This window comes from Vibrio sp. M250220 (genome assembly GCF_036533795.1).
Taxonomy (GTDB): Bacteria; Pseudomonadota; Gammaproteobacteria; order Enterobacterales; family Vibrionaceae; genus Vibrio.
Map to the genome: position 1 here is coordinate 1 of NZ_JATABI010000066.1, position 16,666 is coordinate 16,666.

Below are 16,666 nucleotides of genomic sequence, written 5' to 3' on the forward strand. Positions count from 1 at the left end.
GTTCAATTGCCCATCTACACGCAAATCAAGCGCAATCTAAAGCTATCCACTAAATCAGTCGTTCACAATGCGGATGAAATTCTCAAGACCGGCTTTGTAAAAGAATTAGGGAAGCGGATTGGTAATATTGCTCTTGGAATTTCTGCCGCGAGAGGTGTGGGTTATGTTGGTTTACTTGTGGGGGCCGTCAGTGGTGTCGATAACATCTATGAAGCGTGCAAGGTGGATGGTTCGGGAGAATGTGGTAAGACAACGACACGTGAAGTCGTTGGGTTTATTGGCGGAGTATACGGCGGAGTCAAAGGTGGAGGTGCTGGAGTGGGGCTTGCTGTTACAGCTGTTTCTGGCATTGCTTTGGCTATCGGTGTGACTGCCTCCGCACCTGTGTTGGCTGTTGCGGCAATCGGTGGGGCTATTGTAGGTGGTGGTGTTGGTGGGATGACCGGTACTCTAGTTGGTAAATGGGGGGCGGACTTTGCGTATGAGTGGGCTACAGAATGACAGAACTCATTGACATTTTATTGCTTTCAGCTCGGAAAATTATTGCAATCTATGCAATTGCGTGGTGCTTTCCAGCGATAGTTATATTGCCAGTAATTTCATTAGGGAGTTTTAAGTATATTATCTTTATGGATAAGCAGTTAGCAAAAGACCTTGGCAAATACTATGACGATAACGGTTATATGCGCCCTAAATATCAATTGTCTTGGGAGGTAGGCAGCCGCTGCTTTGATTATTGGGTTAAGTACCCATTTATTCGTAAGCGGGTTACAACAAATTCAGTCAAATTTAAGGCGTTTATGTGGTGGAATGCTTTAGGAATGTGGAGTTGGATAGCGGTTTTTTTTCTGGCTTTTCTTGAGAAGGGGCTAGGTATTTCATTCTGATTTAACTGTGTGATTCATAGACATCCCTTCAACTATACTGGGTGTCAATGAACAGAGAGATGCAAAAAAGGCTACAGTGGTTAAAAATGTACAACGAATGTGCTGATGCAGAGAGCGTATGCCGTTGGCTGGGCTTATGTTGCAAATGGATGGCAGTCCACATTGCTGGTTCGGTAATGAACGCTCTTGCCTCATGGCTATCGTGGATGATGCAACGAGTGGTATTCATGCGCAGTTTTTTCCCTCAGAAACATGATTCACCCAGTGCTGAAAAAGTATTGGGCTAGTCACCGACTTATGGGTATGAGTGTTCTCAATACCAATGTATAGCGCATTATCAGCCTTGTGACTTTGCTAGATAGGAACGCATTTCCTGTTCCGGTACCATGCCGCCGCCGGTTGCCCATACGAGGTGAGTCGCATTGTTCATAACGGAATTGTCAAACTTCATTCTCAGCCTATATTCGTGATTGTTTGTCACCACGATTGGCCCCATCATGCCAGCTAACGCCGATGGTTCGAGCTGGATGTTTTGATGCTAATTGAGTTGACCCAACAGTTGGTACATACGCTCATCCGTCACCGTGAAATAGCCATCGATCATCCTTTCCATCGCTCGTCCAACAAAGCCGGACGCGCGACCGACAGCTAAGCCGTCTGCGGCGGTTATGTTATCAATCCCTATATTTTGGACGCTGATGTTGTCGTGGAGTCCAGTATGAACCCCAAGAAGCATACATGGAGAGTGGGTGGGTTCAGCAAAGAGGCAATGTACATGGTCTCCGAACGCCATTTTTAGACCAAAGGCAACGCCACCTGGCCCTCCACCGACACCACAAGGTAGGTAAACAAACAAAGGATGTTGCTCGTCGACGACGATACCTTGCTGGTCAAATTGCGCCTTCAAACGCTCACCAGCGACGGAATAGCCCAAAAATAGAGTTTGAGAGTTTTCGTCATCAATGAAGAAACAATTAGGGTCACTTTCAGCTTCTTTTCTACCTTGTTCAACCGCGACGCCGTAATCTTGTTCGTACTCCACGACATTCACTCCGTGATCGCGAAGCTTATCTTTCTTCCACTGGCGGGCGTCAGCAGACATATGCACCGAGACAGAAAATCCTAACTTGGCACTAATGATACCGATAGACATTCCAAGGTTACCGGTAGAGCCAACCGCAATGCTGAACTGGCTGAAAAACTGACGAAAAGATTCGTTCAGCAGTAGGCTGTAATCATCGGATTTTGTAAGCAAGCCTGCATCAAGTGCGAGCCTTTCAGCGTGCGTCAATACTTCATAAATGCCGCCTCGGGCCTTGATCGATCCAGAAATCGGTAAGTGGCTATCTTTTTTAAGGAGTAGATGACCTGCGATGCTGGTGTTAAATCGTCGTTCAAGTTCCATTTTCATGGCAGGTATGGAAACCAGTTCAGATTCGATAATGCCTTGTGCTGGCGCTGTTTCTGGAAAGGCTTTGGCAAGGTAAGGAGCAAAGCGTAGTAATCGCTCACTTGCATCTCGAATATCCATCGCATCAAGTCCGACATGCGGTAGTGCTTCTTCGACAGAAGTAATCGAAGGATTAAACCAAGATGTTTCGTTGAGCCCGATAAGCTCTTCGACGAGCGGATATTGTTGGATAAGCAGATCAATCCGGAATGTCATTACATTACCTTGCGTGTTATCGAATAGGGCCCAATATAATTCAAATTAGTACTTCTGTGTCAGAGGCTACTGAGAACGTTTTGCATTCATTGAGGTCGGTTATTTAGCGTGGAAAATCTGCTCGGTTTCCAGTGCGGTCATGGCACGGATTTGGCGCCAAACGTAGTAGAAAATACCGAACATCATTAGCATGCTTGGAATCGCGATAATTGGATAGCTGTAAAGTGTCAGTTTACCTAACTCTTCATTGAATTCTGCTGTTCCTGCGGGGCTCGTTACAATCCAAGTTGCAAGGAAGTAGTTCATTGCCGATGAGAAGGCGAATGTGCTCGCGAATAGATAGTTTGATGACATCAAGCAGCGTTCGAACGCTTGCGTTTTATTATTCTCTTTTAAACGCTCAGTGATCAGTTCTAGGTTGAGTACAGTGTCATTTAGAACCATTTTCTGCATAAATGGGTAGCGAGTAAAGGTTGACCCTAGCACGGCCAAACCGATCAGGCCTGGAATCAAAGCCTCTTTAAGTGCTAACCAACGAGTATCGAGTTCGAGTAGACCGATCCCCCCCGTTAATAAGACACTGACAAAGCCAAGCGCTGCGATAAAGTTAAATTTCTTATTGCGAATCAGATCCATGGCGCCATAAGCGATCGGAAACGCCAGAGCAACAACCAACGCCATCGCCGTTCCTAAATGTTCGTCACCGCTGAATTTCATTAAAATAAATGACGGTATGACGACGTTAAATAAGATTTCGAATAGAGGATTCGATTTTTTTTGGGTGGTGCTGTTCATAATTTTCTACTGACTCTATAGGGCTGGCTTACATACAAATTTCGAATGGGAGTGTTCATTGTATGAGGTCAGATGTAAAGCACTAAAGTACCAGTTATGTAACGACTTATGAAAGAGATGCGATCAAAACCTGACGCCATTCCCTTGATTATTATAGCGTGATGCTAGGTTAGACGTGGTTATGGATGGGGCGGCTGGGGTAAAGAGAAATCGTCACAAAGTTGCTCTTTTGGGGACTATCAGGCTGTTCAAGAATGGCGAGAACGTCGTCAAATGAGGAGTTATTTAGGCTAATTTCACATTTACACTCCCATCTCGGCGTTAATGCTCTATAATCAGCGACCGTAATTTGGGTTACGCTTTAAATTTGTCGTTAGCTTTAGGAACAAGATATGTCATTTGCATCACAAAACTTTTCTCCAGAAATCGTGAAAGCTCTTACTGAGTGTGGGTATGAGAAACTCACTCCAGTTCAGCAACAAGCGATTCCTTTAGCTCGCCGTGGACATGACATCCTAGCTAACGCACAAACGGGTACGGGTAAAACAGCCGCGTTTGCTTTGCCTATCGTTCAGAATATCCTTGATAGTGCCAAATCCGCTAACCGCCACCAAACGCGTGCCGTTATCTTAACGCCGACACGCGAACTGGCAGAACAGGTTGCGACAAACATCCAAGATTACACAAAGTACACCGACATCAAGACCGTTGCGATCTTTGGTGGCAAGAAAATGGCAACGCAGCAAAAAGCCCTTGAAGCGGGTGTAGATGTGCTTGTTGCTACGCCGGGTCGCCTGATTGAGCACATTGAACTCAATAACGTTTCTTTGGCTAACCTAGAGTACCTCGTATTCGATGAAGCTGACCGCATGTTAGACATGGGTTTTATCGCTTCGATCGAAAAGATCATGGCTGGCGTCACCACTAAACCTCAGACTATGCTTTTCTCTGCAACTTTCTCAGCGCAGATGAACAAGCTGGCAGGCCAAATTCTGCGTCAACCAAAACGCGTTTCTGTTGCTCGAGAGAACGTGACCGCTGACACCATTGCGCACGTTGTTTACCCTGTAGAGCAAGAGCGCAAGCGAGAGCTATTGTCGGAGCTTATTGGCCGTAAGAACTGGAAACAGGTGCTGGTTTTTGTTAACTACAAAGAGACGGCAAACGAGCTACTTAAAGAGCTGAAGCTTGATGGTATTAAAGCCGTGCTTTGTCATGGTGACAAAGCGCAGAGTGCTCGTCGCCGTGCGCTGGAAGAATTCAAAACCGGTAAGGCTCGCGTGATGATCGCGACTGACGTAGCAGCCCGTGGCCTTGATATTCAGAACTTACCTCATGTTGTGAACTTTGATATGCCATTTTTGGCTGAAGATTATGTTCACCGCATTGGCCGTACGGGTCGTGCTGGCCAGCGTGGTAATGCGGTATCGTTCGTTAACCGTGAAGAAGAGCTAACACTTCAACAGGTGGAAACCTTAATTGGTCAACGTATCTACCGTAAAGAGCTAGAAGGTTATGAGCCAAAGAACCGCGACGCTCTAATAGAAAAAATGCACACTAAACCTGCATTTAAAAACCGTAAAACCCGTACTAACAATCCAAGTGATGCCAGCCAGGGCGAAGCGGAGCGCCGCTCACGTTTACGCCGAATGATTCGCAACAAAAATGGTAAATAGTAAAAAAGGAGCCTTTCGGGCTCCTTTTTTGATTTGAGTGCGAGGCTATCGCTACTGTTTGCGTAACTGATAACTCTCAGCCAGCTCACCTTTAACACGTTCGCCATTCATGTCGAGCTTGAACAAGACATTCTCACCAACGAAGTATTGATTTGCGCCACTTTCACTTTCTAGGGTCACGGTATTGCCTTTGTCATTCCAGTGGAATTGACCTTGCGACTCGATATATCCGTCTTCTTTACCTAGATAGGTCTGCGTTGCAGTGTAACTTCCATCATGATTCAAAGTAATATGAGTCTCGATGCCACTACAGTCAGCACAAGGTAAAATACCGACATAAGTTCCGTTCCAGTCTAATGCGTTGTTCGCTGTGTGTGCGCTATCTGCTGGCGCATCTAGGATGATTTCTTGAGCTTGAGCAACAGGTTGAGCCGCCTGTGGTGGTTGTTCGTCTTGGCAACCAGCCAGCACAAATAGGGTACCAGTTAATAGAAATAGAGCCTTTTTCATATTCAGTTCCTTTACCTACGGGGGAGTGTGTCTATCATATCTGTCCACCGATCCTACTCGTCAATAGCAGGTGAGATTTCCGTTAAGGTTATTTGGCGTTCTGGTCAGTTTCTTGTCCGAGTGACGTGGGTATTGCATCAGCGTCGTCTCAGTGGCGTTAGCAAATGTTTTCCCAGCACATTTATCAGCGCCCCCGTGACAATCAAGCCGCCGCCCAAAAATGTCCAGACAGATGGGACTTCATTGAATAACCATACCCCAAGTAGAGCCGAGAACACGATCTGAACATAAGAATAGGCAGAAGCTTTTCCCGCAGCTTGGGTTTGCATCGCTTTGGTTAGCCCATATTGACCGATCTGGGTGAAAATACCGACGAGAACTAAGACAAGCAGCAGTGGCAGGCTTGGCCAGATAAACTCGTGCCACATCAAAACCAGCGATGTAGGCAGCGCCATCAAGGGAAAGTAAAAGATAATGACTGAGCTATCTTCAGTTTGGCTCAGTTTGCGAACAATCACGTAGGCGATAGAACTGCCCATGGCTCCAAGTAAAGCGGTGGTGACACTAAAGATAGGCAGTTGGTAATCTATGCTGCTGCTAAGGCTTGGCTGAACCATTGCCCAGAGACCCGCCAGACAGAAAGCGATACAGATCATGGTTGATTTCTGAATCGACTCTTTTAGAAACATGAGGCCTAGTAAAGCGGTAAATACGGGATGAACGTATTGAAGAATGGTCGCTTCTGCCAAAGGCAATGTGGTCACTGAGTAGTAGACACACATTAACGAAATGGTGCCCACAAAGCCTCTGAGTAGCAGCAAAGGCTTATTGTTGCCCCATACAGAAAGATGTTTTCGTTTGATATCCGCATAACTGATGATCAAAGACACCAGTGCACGCGCCGCGACGATTTCAAACAGTGGGATACCATGATTGCTAACATACTTCACGCAGGCTGACATTAATGCAAAGCCAAGCGCTGAAAGAAGCATAAAGCGAACCCCAACAGGGATCTGAGTAAAATAGCGGTTTGGCATAATAGTCATCGCATTAAATTGATTAGGGTCGAAGCCCTTTGCTTAGAGAAATCGTTAACGGTGTTCCGAAATCAACATCGCTATGGTGTTGGGTTCAAGTGCCTCAAACATATGTGGACGGTCTCCCGGGTAGGTGATGTAGTCACCCTCACTAAGTTTATGAAGGTCATTAGCGGTACTGAGCCTAGCTCGTCCTCGGATGATCACGACATGTTCAATAGTACCTGAGTTATGGGGTTCAGAGAAAAAAAGTTCGTTCAATATATTGGAATTATTGTTAGCTTTAGGGAACATTTCTCTTAATGCAGAAAAAGGAAAACAGGAATATGGAATATCTGCTCTCTGTCGCTCTGTTTGCGGTGTCATCTTCGGTTACTCCGGGCCCAAACAACATTATGGTGATGACATCTGGTGTTAACTTTGGCGCGCGCAAAAGCTTGCCACTGTTGAGTGGGATATGTGTTGGCTTTACCATCATGTTACTTCTGGTGGGCGTTGGTTTTGGTCAGGTGTTTCACTTTTTTCCACAACTCGAACTGATAATTAAAGTGTTCGGTAGCGCATATTTGCTCTATCTGTCGTGGCAAATTGCGACAACCAAAGAAATTGGCACAGGAGAGCAGCAGGGAGCGCCGTTCGGGTTTATGAAAGGGGCACTGTTTCAGTGGGTCAATGCCAAGGCATGGGTGGTGGCGATTGGGGCTATTTCTGCATTTACGGCGGTTGGCGAAGGATATTTTTCTCAAAATCTAACTATTGCCGTGACTTTTCTGGTCGTATCTTTTCCTTGTGTAGGCGTATGGCTGATGTTCGGTTCGGCGCTGCGTCATTGGTTGACCAAGCAGCACTATTTGCGTTGGTTTAACCTGACCATGGCCTTGCTGCTTGTGGTGTCAATTGTGCCAGTAATCCGAGGTGTGATTGAACAAATTATCGCGTGAGAAGCGGTTCACCCGTTGAGCATCAAGCTCCTGCTCTGGAAAGATTTACAGTTAAACTCGAACGCGTTAGATTGCCACTGGCATGACAATCTATGGAAAGAAAAATGAGCATCCATCTAAAACAGCTATGTACGACCCACTTACCTGGAAACAAAGAAGATTCGCCGGCAGTCCATTTTTCTAAAATGGCGCAGTGGTGTGAACAGCATAATGTTGCCCACGATGTTTACGGCGAAGGTGAAACTATACAGGCTTTCGAGCAAAAAGTGGCCGACCTACTGGGTTACGAAGCAGGTCTATTTGTTATCACCGGTACTATGACCCAACCGACAGTACTTGAGTTAGTGACCCGACAGAAACGCAATCCGATTGTTGCGATGCACCCTTCAAGCCATATTTATGTTCATGAAAGGCAGGGCTACCAGTTGCAAAACCGATTTAACATCTTGCCGGTAGGGAATGAGTTCAAGCCGTGGAAGCTTGAAGATCTTCAGGCTTGGCCAGATGAAATCGCTGCGGTTTTGTACGAACTGCCAATGCGAGAGATTGGCGGGCAATTACCATCATGGCAAGAGCTCGAACGTATTAAGCAACACTGCGCGGAGAACAACATCCATCTACACATGGATGGTGCGCGTCTTTGGGAGACGGCCGCTTATTACCAAAAAGAGTATCATCAGATTGCTCAAGGCTTTGATACGGCGTATGTCTCTCTTTATAAGGGCATCAATGGATTAGGTGGTTCGATGCTACTAGGTTCAAAGGCGTTTATTCAACTGGCCTCGATGTGGATGAAGCGACAAGGTGGCAATGTCTACCATAGAACGCCTTACGTGGTGTCAGCCGCTATGCAATTTGATGAGAGACTGGCTCGGCTCCCTTCTCTGTTTGAGCGTACCAAACAGGTCTATGAAATCATTGCTGAGTTTCCAACTTTGGCGGTGAATCCTCCCAAGCCACAATCGAATATGTTGCACCTGATATTACCGTTTAGCTTTGAACAGGCTCAGGCGTTACAACAGGCGTTTGCAACTAATCGAGGCATTTGGTTTGGGAATCCTCAAGTGACTTCTCACCCGAATCAGTCGCTTATCGAGTGGTATGTCGGTGATAACCTTCTTGAGATCAGTGATGATGAACTGCGGGCGTTTTTCGCAGAGTTGACGGCAAATTAATCATCTTAGAGTCGGGAGTTTTCGACGCGACTAACGCACCGTTTACTTTGGAGAGAGCATGCTAGACAGAGACAATACCGGATTGATCATCGTCGATGTTCAAGGGAAGTTAGCCAGTTTGGTTGATGAATCTGAGGCGCTGGTAAAAAACTGTGTCACCTTGATTCAAGGTGCTAAAATCTTAGATTTGCCTATTGTCTGGCTTGAGCAAAATCCAACCAAACTAGGTGATACGGTAGAGGCGATAAGCCAGCATTTGCAAGGTGCGTCGCCTATAAGTAAATACACATTTGATGCTTGCTCACAGCCTCAGTTTATTCAAGCTATTCGCAGTGCCAATGTCGGCACTTGGCTAGTGTGTGGTATTGAAGCACATATCTGTGTGTACCAAACAGTATTAAGCCTTTCCCAACGGGATTATGATGTACAGCTCGTGACAGACTGTGTTTCGTCTCGAAATCCCCAACACAAGCAATTGAGCATCAGAAAATTACAGCATAAAGGAATAGATATCACATGCGTTGAAATGTGCCTTTATGAATTAGTTAAAGATTGCCGTAGTGATGAGTTCAAACAGATTTTGCAACTGATCAAGTAACCGCAAACTGAGCGGTGTTAATCGATGTGAGGTTCTGGTATCGCTCTCTGGTGCTCGCTTCGCGACTCGTCAAACTCTTTACAAACCCATGATTTTAGCTTCAAGACATTGTCATTGCGAAGTTTTTCTGGTCGACACACAAAGAAAAACTCTTGATGAGGATTAGTGACAGGCTTGCCGATCTCCACTAAAAAGCCATGCTTGATTTCATCTCTCACAAATAGGCGGTGAGTAACGAAAACCCCCAACTTTTGTATGGCGGCCTGAATAGCATGGACAGAGACCATGAAGTTCAAATTGTTGTGCTGCTTAGGGGCGGGGACGTTGTTTCCCTGACACCAGACACTCCAGTCATTTTTCCTTCGCAAGTTTTGTGCATAGATAGCGGGGTAGTGCTGCAACAATTCCGCTGCGCTTGGTTTGGGTTGAGATGAATCGAGCAGTTGGGGGCTACAAACCAAAAGAAGCTCATCATCACCAAGTTTTTCACAGTAATAATCTTGCCATTCATCCGTTTTTCCATGAATGATGGCGACATCAACACCTTCTTGAGTCAGATTAAAAGGGCCAGCTAGATTAGACAGGCGAATATCGACATTGGGAGCAAAATGTTGGAAGTTATTCACTCTTGGAACCCACCAATGAATCGCCAATGAGTTAATCATATTTAAAGTGATTTGATGGGAGTGCGGTTTTTGGGTTACCGCGTCCGTTGCATCGACGATCGTCTTCAAAGCAGGGGCAATGTCATTGTAGTACTTTTGACCAATCGGATTGAGACGAACTTGCCTGCCTATACGCTGAAACAACGGCTGCCCAATAAGTGACTCTAGGCTTTTGATTGCCTGACTGATCGCAGAGTGGCTGACACTAAGTACCTCAGCAGCCTTAGTCATGCTACCGGTGTCAGCAACGGCGATAAAAGCGTAAAGAGACTTAAGAGGTGGTCGTTTGTTCATATGTAAGTTTATCTAACATGTTTGTTTAAATATATTCGTTTTTTAAACCCTTGTCATTCCTTTACTATAGGCACGCCTATAGGGAGGAATCATGTTGTTAAATAACCTTGCTGTACCTTATATGCTCGTTTCAACCTTTAGTTTGTCGTTAACGGGTTTAGCTTTAAAAAAACTAACAGAAATATTGAGCCTTGAATGGCTGACATTTCTCAGATTTATATTGCCGACATTGCTCCTGTTTGCTTTGGTCGCTGCAACAAAAATTCGTTTGCCTCCTCCGGCTCTGTTGAAGCCGATCGTGATTAGAGGTGTGTGCATTGCGGCATGCCAACTCTGTTTTATAGCATCACTCAACCGATTGACACTTGTGGAAAGCTCAGTGCTGTTTGGTACAGGGCCACTCTTTATTGCTGTGTTGGAGAAGATCTTTTTTAAGGTCAAGATTAAGACCGAAACCAAATTTAGCTTAGCGGCCACGTTTGCTGGTGTCGTGTTGCTCGCTGGTGATGTCAGCGGCATTCAATTAAGGCCTGAGTTGCTGATTGGATTAGCCTCTGGGCTATTTAGTGCAGGCTCCCAAGTCTGTCTATTTCGTGCCAGTAAAAAGGAGGTAACGCCGGCACTGCTTAACAGTTGGACATTTTTGATCGCGGCGATAAGCGTATTGCCACTGTGTGTTGTGTCGGGGCTGTCAAAGGTCGACGTTTCAATCGTATTAGAACCACAACACAACTCGCTTGTTTGGGCGTATTTATTGGTTCTCTCATTGGCTGTGGTTGCCAATCAAATCTTGCGCTCTAAAGCCTATAAGTTGGCAGATAGCAATTCACAAGTGGCACCGTTGATATTTACTAGCTTGCTGTTCACCGCTCTGTGGCAGGCGATGTTTTTTGATGAAAGTTTCTCAACCTATCAGATCGCGGGCATCGCAATCATTATAGTGGCAACCATCATGAATAATTTTGCGACGCCGTTGTTCCGATACCTTGGTGTTAGTCGCATCTTTGGCCGCAGTTGATGGTGTTACGCTTAGTGGACGCCCTAGCAATGGCGCTAGCCCCACTACTGCTTAACAGAGAATTACCAGCGAGGCTGAGCAAAATAGTCTGCCAGATAATCGATTAGTGCTCGAACAGCGGGTCTCATGTGCTTTCTTGAGGAGTAAAGCGCATACACCGTCATGTCGTCTGGCTTCCAGTCGGCTAACACTGGCTGAAGCTGTCCACTTTGGATGTATTGATTGACCAGATAGGTGGGTTGTATCGCTAAACCTGCGCCATTGAGAGCAGCATGAAGAAGTGTTGTTGCTTCATTCGCAGTCAGGCGACACTCTATTTCGACTGACTGCTGAACCCCATTTCTGGTTAAATGCCAGATGTGCTGCTGGAAGTTTTTGTAGCCTAGGCACACATGACTGGATAAATCAGTTGGCTTTTTAATAGGGCGATGATTTGACAAATAGTGTGGTGACGCAACGATTCGGGATTCACATATCGCTATAGGTTTTCCTATCAGCGAGGGATCTGGTGCCGATGCAATCCGAATGGCGAGGTCGATTTGCTCGTCAGTCAGGTCAGTTACTGAGTCGTGCAAGTCGATATCAATGTTGACGTTCGGGTGAGCGGTTAAAAAGCCTTGAATGGCAGGAATCAGTTGCGAATATCCAAATGACATACTGGTTGCCAGCCTTACATTTCCGCGTAACTCTCCTTCCGTATTGGCAAGATCACTAAGATGGTCTGCCTGTCTAAGCCATTGTTTTACCTCCTGCAAACACTCTTCACCTGCTGACGTCAAGGATACTTTTCGTGTGGTGCGATGCAACAAACGCGTGTGTAACCAGTCTTCCATTGCCTCAATGTAGCGAGTGACCATAGGCCGAGACATATCCAGTCTTTCTGCGGTTGCGGTAAAGCTTCCAGTCGTGGCGACGTCAACAAAGACTTTGGCTGCGGTGAGTTTGTCCATTTATATGCTCGAAATAAGAAATAATCATGTTCAGTTTGGTGTGTTTTTCTGAACACGTCAATTGCCTAGTATCTTGTCGTTAACGAAGATATTGACAGGAGAAATGAGATGAAAAAGTTAACTCTAGCTGCGGCATCAGTACTACTCGCGACAAGTGCGCTTGCACAAGAGCTTACGCCATTAACTTTTGATGTGTATAACGCCGACGAGAATAGCTTTCATGTGAACTCAACAATCGTGTTTGGTGACAGTGAAGCAATGGTCGTGGATACCGGTTTTACCAAAGCGGATGCATTGCGCATTGCGGCAAAAGTGCTTGATAGTGGAAAAGAGCTCAAAACTATCTTTATTAGTCAGGCTGATCCTGATTATTACTTCGGTGCGGAAGTCTTACATGGGCTATTTCCAGAAGCGAAAATTCTAACGACACCAGCTGTTAAAAAAGTTATCGAGACAAAGCTGGCGGGTAAACTGGCGTTTTGGGGACCGAAAATGGGTAGTAATGCTCCGGTTAAACCTTATGTACCTCAAGCCATTAGTGGCAACACCCTAATGCTAGACGGGCACGCTATTGAGATTCGCGGTACCGATGGGGATCTTGCGCATCGCCCATATTTGTGGATTCCTTCAAGCAAAGCTGTATTAGGTAACGTCTCCGTATATAGCATGGTTCACCTTTGGATGGCAGATGCACAGTCGGATGAGAGTCAGCAAGCGTGGCAGGAACAATTAACGGAGATCCAACAATTAAATCCGGCCGTCGTGATTCCTGGTCATATGAAAACGGGCACTCAGCTTGATGCCTCGACAATTGCTTACACTCAAGCGTATTTGAGCGATTTTCAGCGTGCAAAGAGCACCAGTCGTAACAGTGATCAACTGATTGACAAAATGTCTGCAAACTATCCGGATGCGCAGCTTCCAATGGCTCTCGACATTGGAGCAAAAGTGCATATGGGTGAAATGAAATGGTAACGGAGTTTCAAAAGCCAAGGCAGGCACTTCGCAAGTCTCAAGGTCGTTTATTAACGAACTCTGCAAGCAGTGATGAGATGTTTGAGCGCATTGATACCAACCATGACGAGTTCATTGATATGAACGAGTTCCAATCACACAGAGGTTTTATGCGATCTTCAGATCAATAAGTTCCTCACTGTAAGAGAGGTAACATATGTTACCTCTCTCTGAATATCGACTGCGGTCATTCGTTTTTCACGGCTCATGAGCAGCGAGAGCATGATAATGTCGTTTGATGGCGACTTTACAATTTAAAGTCCTTTTTCAAATTGAGATCTTAGTGGCTAAGATAAATATTCAACTTGGTATACTCACACAAAGAATCGTAACGAGAGTGTGATGATATGTCTAAAACAGCAAAGCTCCAGAACGAAGATAAGCTAGTAAAGAAGGCGTTAGAAATTGGCGAGAAGATGGCCAAAATGCAAGGCTTTGACTTACCCAGTACGCCACAGCCTGTCAGGGTGAAGGCCATCTACTTGTTCTTAGTCGATGCAAAGCAAATTGCACCACTACCAGATAACAAACTGGATGGTGCTAGTATCAAACACCGATTGGCGATGTGGATTCATAAAGCACTACCTGATAATGACCCACTGAAGTAATTCCCTCTATGCAAAAGCAAAAAGGATGGAGTGAGCGTTGGGTACAAATATACGAATGGCTTCTATTGGTCAGTACTTATTTCCTTTATTGTTGTAGGTAAAGTCTGAAATTTAGCCTAATTAATTATCGGGATACATACGGTAGGATATTAACGGTACTTTATCTTGATAAAAGAATATCCGCTATAAGCGGAGCGATGTGTTTTAATGAATCGACCAAGCAATAAGGCTTATAGTCGGGCTAAATAATCTGAAAAATAATTAATCGAACTGTAATTAAGTCGCTCGTTGAGGTGTAAAAACAGTTCTGTTATGTATTTATTTTTTGGATATTGTGCTTTTGGGTTAATTGACCATTTAAGACGCTACTTACCATCAATATTATGTTTTGGTAGAGTTCCCTTAATAAAAGTAAGGGAGTTATTATCAATGTCCAGATATCACTATCCTCCAAGAGAAATCATAAGCAGTGAAGAGATGGCTCGATCTATGAGAGAAAGTCAGGTTAAGCGCACAAAAGCGGCTTTAGCTGAATATGATGAAAGGGAAAAAAGAAGACTGAAACAACAGGCTTCTTTGACTAAAGATAATCCTCCACAGGTAAGTAACGCGCCAATACTTAAGTCAAGGCTGTTAAAAAATGAAGAGAATATGAATGCGCTAGGAAGTGGTTCATTTTCTTACCTGCGATTTGGAATGAAGAGCTTTGAGGTATTAAAAACTCAAGAAGCATTGAAAGAAGTGAATGTGTATCAGGGAAAGGTAAATGGACATTTTGGAAGTCAAACGGAGCAAGCGGTCAAAAAGTTTCAAAAAGAATACCATCCGACACATACCACGCATCAATATTATCAATTGGGTGAAGTAGACGGAGTCATCGGCAAGAACACCATTCTTGCTTTAGATGAAGCCGTTAATGAAAGTTGGAAATATCTTGATGATGCGATGGATGAAAAATGGCTAACTGTACCAAGAGGGCAGTTCACATTTGACTGTGAAGGCGATGATATTGAATCATCCCCCTATTTCACGAGGAAAGCTCATGTTCCTAAGAACGGTAGAGTGGTGATTGGTCAATCAGGTGTTACAATTGGGCGAGGTTTAGATTTAGGAAATCCACCCACAGGAGCGACGGGACAATCACCTGCTAAGTTGGACTTAAAAGCGCTATTTCAAGAGGCGGAATTAATCCCTGAATTATCGGATTGGTTACTCAGTGTCGAAGGGGTTAAAAGAGCAAGTGCCCTAGAGTCTCTTGATAGTTCAGGGTTGACTGATGATGAACTGACAATAACACGTAAACAACAACACTTAATGTTTAATGATGTTTATGATTATATGGAAGAAAAGACTCGCATCTTGCTGACTAAGCCAGATGTTAAAGCCAAATTTGGAGTGGTTGATTGGGATAACTTACCTCGTAATGTTAAGGATGTTTTAGTCGACTTGACATATCGAGGCGATAACAGTCCTAGAACAAGGGAAGGCTTTGTTCCTGCATTGGTTAATTTTGATGGAGACAGGTTTGTAGATGTGATGGATGATGAAAACCGATTATGGACAAGTGTTGATCAAAACAGGAGAGTAAGGCGTGTTGAGCATTTGTAAGAGTATATGTTGTACACTATTTATTTTTATGTGCTCTGGCACCGTAGTGGCTAACAATCTTCCTCAGAGCGACAACTATGGCATATATACCAATAGACAGACCATGCTTGAATGTTTTGCATGGAGATGCTCATAGAGAGTTCTGTTTTATTGATTCAGAAACCGAGGACTTGAGTAAGAGTAATGGCAATGGTTTCTATATTTCACTTAACAGTGTGAATAACAAAAGAGTTTCTTTTGAATATCACACTCTGTGGTATTCAAAAAAGTGTAAGTATTACATATATAAAGAAAAGCCGACCTGTGATGAGCCTTACACTAATTAATACATTTAACTTAAATTATTTGCTGTGAGACGATTCAAACGCTTAACGCAAAAGCTCACTTTTTAGTGATATTTAACCTAATACAATAATGACCGTTGTTACTGAACTTCTTATTCACGATTAGATTGTCTCGATAACCATACCAAAGATTACACCTTTGCTATCTCAGTAAGATATTAAAGGTTTCTGTGATGTATCGAGGTGATCACAGCCCTAGAGCAAGGGAAGGGTTTGGAGCTAATTTTGAGTAAAATCATCTGACAAGTTGGACTTAAATGATTACCAAATTTTTTATTACGCTCTGAAAGAATTAGATAACATTCCGCCAGAAATTTTGAAACTGAGGTTAAAGTGATTAAATTAGTAATGGTTTTTTGTTTATATTGCATAAGTTTTCAAATAATCGCGATGGGTGAGTCTAGTGCAAATTGGATTTTCGAAAAGCAAAATCAATGTGAAATAAAGATAAGTTCCTTAAAGAAGGATATACAAATCAATGCTGATAATCTATCTAAAGGTAACTATAACGAAGCTATCGTTTCTAGTCTGACTTCAACTAAGTATAAGTATATAGAAGAGAAATGTAGGTTTGAGTATTTTGAAAGTCTAGGGACTGAAGCAGAAACATTTAATATTTGCAGTTGTTTGATTGATGAATATACAAAGTTCAATGATTACTTAGCTGAAAAGATTAACTTACCTTGATGTCTCCTTTATCAGGATACACTCGATAGGATATTAAAAATGTCTGTGATGGATGATGAAAACCGATTATGGACAAGTGTTGATCAAAACAGGAGAGTAAGGCGTGTTGAGCATTTGTAAGAGTATATGTTGTACACTATTTATTTTTATGTGCTCTGGCACCGTAGTGGCTAACAATCTTCCTCAGAGCGAC

General features: G+C 44.1%; 17 protein-coding genes and 3 pseudogenes. 13 read left to right on the forward strand and 7 right to left on the reverse strand.

The features are described from left to right. From QTN94_RS18110 to QTN94_RS18120, 3 genes and pseudogenes are all read left to right on the forward strand, one after another. Positions 1–501, forward strand: a pseudogene (locus QTN94_RS18110) (hypothetical protein); the annotation flags it as partial. Further along, positions 498–887, forward strand: a complete 390-nt coding sequence (locus tag QTN94_RS18115) for a hypothetical protein (protein ID WP_331428436.1) — start codon at positions 498–500, stop codon at positions 885–887. The pseudogene QTN94_RS18110 and the gene QTN94_RS18115, both read left to right, overlap by 4 nt. A 109-nt stretch (positions 888–996) precedes the next feature. Further along, positions 997–1,140: pseudogene (locus QTN94_RS18120) on the forward strand (ISNCY-like element ISCARN63 family transposase); the annotation flags it as partial. 84 nt (positions 1,141–1,224) lie between these two features. Here QTN94_RS18120 and dsdA read toward each other — a convergent pair. Next, positions 1,225–2,553, reverse strand: a pseudogene (dsdA, locus tag QTN94_RS18125) (D-serine ammonia-lyase). Between the two features lie 99 nt (positions 2,554–2,652). Continuing rightward, complete coding sequence (locus QTN94_RS18130) at positions 2,653–3,348, reverse strand: VC0807 family protein (RefSeq protein WP_331418564.1); 696 nt, start codon at positions 3,346–3,348, stop codon at positions 2,653–2,655. A gap of 392 nt (positions 3,349–3,740) precedes the next feature. Here QTN94_RS18130 and QTN94_RS18135 point away from each other — a divergent pair, with 392 nt between their 5' ends. Further along, complete coding sequence (locus QTN94_RS18135) at positions 3,741–5,024, forward strand: DEAD/DEAH box helicase (protein ID WP_138972731.1); 1,284 nt, start codon at positions 3,741–3,743, stop codon at positions 5,022–5,024. Between the two features lie 51 nt (positions 5,025–5,075). On the opposite strand, the gene QTN94_RS18140 is transcribed toward QTN94_RS18135, so the two are convergent. The 3 genes from QTN94_RS18140 to QTN94_RS18150 form a co-directional block, all read right to left on the reverse strand. Beyond that, positions 5,076–5,534 carry a copper resistance protein NlpE gene (locus QTN94_RS18140; RefSeq protein ID WP_331428437.1) on the reverse strand — a complete coding sequence of 153 codons (459 nt, stop codon included), beginning with the start codon at positions 5,532–5,534 and terminating at the stop codon, positions 5,076–5,078. Between the two features lie 137 nt (positions 5,535–5,671). Beyond that, positions 5,672–6,571, reverse strand: a complete 900-nt coding sequence (locus QTN94_RS18145; RefSeq protein WP_331428438.1) for a DMT family transporter — start codon at positions 6,569–6,571, stop codon at positions 5,672–5,674. A gap of 54 nt (positions 6,572–6,625) precedes the next feature. After that, positions 6,626–6,832: a cupin domain-containing protein gene (locus tag QTN94_RS18150; protein WP_331428439.1), complete on the reverse strand. Its 207-nt coding sequence runs from the start codon at positions 6,830–6,832 to the stop codon at positions 6,626–6,628. A 65-nt stretch (positions 6,833–6,897) separates the two neighbouring features. On the opposite strand from QTN94_RS18150, the gene QTN94_RS18155 reads away from it, so the two are divergent. The 3 genes from QTN94_RS18155 to QTN94_RS18165 all read left to right on the forward strand — a co-directional run bounded on the left by QTN94_RS18155 (position 6,898) and on the right by QTN94_RS18165 (position 9,285). After that, on the forward strand, positions 6,898–7,512 hold the full coding sequence (locus QTN94_RS18155) for a LysE family translocator (protein WP_331428440.1): 615 nt from the start codon (positions 6,898–6,900) through the stop codon (positions 7,510–7,512). Positions 7,513–7,616: 104 nt separating this feature from the next. Then, positions 7,617–8,687: a threonine aldolase family protein gene (locus tag QTN94_RS18160; RefSeq protein ID WP_331418652.1), complete on the forward strand. Its 1,071-nt coding sequence runs from the start codon at positions 7,617–7,619 to the stop codon at positions 8,685–8,687. A gap of 58 nt (positions 8,688–8,745) precedes the next feature. Then, positions 8,746–9,285 (forward strand): isochorismatase family protein, encoded by a 540-nt coding sequence (locus QTN94_RS18165; protein ID WP_331428441.1) that lies wholly within the window; start codon positions 8,746–8,748, stop codon positions 9,283–9,285. A 17-nt stretch (positions 9,286–9,302) separates the two neighbouring features. Here QTN94_RS18165 and QTN94_RS18170 read toward each other — a convergent pair whose 3' ends face one another. Beyond that, positions 9,303–10,244 (reverse strand): LysR substrate-binding domain-containing protein, encoded by a 942-nt coding sequence (locus QTN94_RS18170; protein ID WP_331428442.1) that lies wholly within the window; start codon positions 10,242–10,244, stop codon positions 9,303–9,305. A gap of 91 nt (positions 10,245–10,335) precedes the next feature. Here QTN94_RS18170 and QTN94_RS18175 point away from each other — a divergent pair, with 91 nt between their 5' ends. After that, entirely contained in the window at positions 10,336–11,262 is a 927-nt protein-coding gene (locus QTN94_RS18175) for a DMT family transporter (protein ID WP_331428443.1), read from the forward strand. Between the two features lie 62 nt (positions 11,263–11,324). Here the strand turns inward: QTN94_RS18175 and QTN94_RS18180 are convergent, their stop codons facing one another. After that, complete coding sequence (locus tag QTN94_RS18180; RefSeq protein WP_331428444.1) at positions 11,325–12,212, reverse strand: LysR family transcriptional regulator; 888 nt, start codon at positions 12,210–12,212, stop codon at positions 11,325–11,327. A 108-nt stretch (positions 12,213–12,320) separates the two neighbouring features. Here QTN94_RS18180 and QTN94_RS18185 point away from each other — a divergent pair, with 108 nt between their 5' ends. The 5 genes from QTN94_RS18185 (at position 12,321) to QTN94_RS18205 (ending at position 16,473) form a co-directional block, all read left to right on the forward strand. Beyond that, positions 12,321–13,187, forward strand: coding sequence for an MBL fold metallo-hydrolase (locus QTN94_RS18185; protein ID WP_331428445.1), 867 nt, complete (start codon positions 12,321–12,323; stop codon positions 13,185–13,187). Next, positions 13,181–13,357 (forward strand): hypothetical protein, encoded by a 177-nt coding sequence (locus QTN94_RS18190; RefSeq protein ID WP_171052222.1) that lies wholly within the window; start codon positions 13,181–13,183, stop codon positions 13,355–13,357. The genes QTN94_RS18185 and QTN94_RS18190 overlap by 7 nt, the downstream gene beginning before the upstream one ends. 216 nt (positions 13,358–13,573) lie before the next feature. After that, positions 13,574–13,834, forward strand: coding sequence for a DUF5062 family protein (locus QTN94_RS18195; RefSeq protein WP_138972736.1), 261 nt, complete (start codon positions 13,574–13,576; stop codon positions 13,832–13,834). A gap of 312 nt (positions 13,835–14,146) precedes the next feature. Then, on the forward strand, positions 14,147–15,442 hold the full coding sequence (locus tag QTN94_RS18200) for a pesticin C-terminus-like muramidase (protein ID WP_331428446.1): 1,296 nt from the start codon (positions 14,147–14,149) through the stop codon (positions 15,440–15,442). 677 nt (positions 15,443–16,119) lie between these two features. Then, on the forward strand, positions 16,120–16,473 hold the full coding sequence (locus tag QTN94_RS18205; RefSeq protein WP_331428447.1) for a hypothetical protein: 354 nt from the start codon (positions 16,120–16,122) through the stop codon (positions 16,471–16,473). The last annotated feature ends 193 nt before the right edge of the window (positions 16,474–16,666 follow it).

Excerpts from the sequence above, each read along its gene's own strand:
- QTN94_RS18115 (WP_331428436.1), top strand. The coding sequence starts at position 498 with ATGACAGAACTCATTGACATTTTATTGCTTTCAGCTCGGAAAATTATT.
- QTN94_RS18130 (WP_331418564.1), bottom strand. The coding sequence starts at position 3,348 with ATGAACAGCACCACCCAAAAAAAATCGAATCCTCTATTCGAAATCTTA.
- QTN94_RS18135 (WP_138972731.1), top strand. The coding sequence starts at position 3,741 with ATGTCATTTGCATCACAAAACTTTTCTCCAGAAATCGTGAAAGCTCTT.
- QTN94_RS18140 (WP_331428437.1), bottom strand. The coding sequence starts at position 5,534 with ATGAAAAAGGCTCTATTTCTATTAACTGGTACCCTATTTGTGCTGGCT.
- QTN94_RS18145 (WP_331428438.1), bottom strand. The coding sequence starts at position 6,571 with ATGCCAAACCGCTATTTTACTCAGATCCCTGTTGGGGTTCGCTTTATG.
- QTN94_RS18155 (WP_331428440.1), top strand. The coding sequence starts at position 6,898 with ATGGAATATCTGCTCTCTGTCGCTCTGTTTGCGGTGTCATCTTCGGTT.
- QTN94_RS18160 (WP_331418652.1), top strand. The coding sequence starts at position 7,617 with ATGAGCATCCATCTAAAACAGCTATGTACGACCCACTTACCTGGAAAC.
- QTN94_RS18165 (WP_331428441.1), top strand. The coding sequence starts at position 8,746 with ATGCTAGACAGAGACAATACCGGATTGATCATCGTCGATGTTCAAGGG.
- QTN94_RS18170 (WP_331428442.1), bottom strand. The coding sequence starts at position 10,244 with ATGAACAAACGACCACCTCTTAAGTCTCTTTACGCTTTTATCGCCGTT.
- QTN94_RS18175 (WP_331428443.1), top strand. The coding sequence starts at position 10,336 with ATGTTGTTAAATAACCTTGCTGTACCTTATATGCTCGTTTCAACCTTT.
- QTN94_RS18180 (WP_331428444.1), bottom strand. The coding sequence starts at position 12,212 with ATGGACAAACTCACCGCAGCCAAAGTCTTTGTTGACGTCGCCACGACT.
- QTN94_RS18185 (WP_331428445.1), top strand. The coding sequence starts at position 12,321 with ATGAAAAAGTTAACTCTAGCTGCGGCATCAGTACTACTCGCGACAAGT.
- QTN94_RS18190 (WP_171052222.1), top strand. The coding sequence starts at position 13,181 with ATGGTAACGGAGTTTCAAAAGCCAAGGCAGGCACTTCGCAAGTCTCAA.
- QTN94_RS18195 (WP_138972736.1), top strand. The coding sequence starts at position 13,574 with ATGTCTAAAACAGCAAAGCTCCAGAACGAAGATAAGCTAGTAAAGAAG.
- QTN94_RS18200 (WP_331428446.1), top strand. The coding sequence starts at position 14,147 with ATGTATTTATTTTTTGGATATTGTGCTTTTGGGTTAATTGACCATTTA.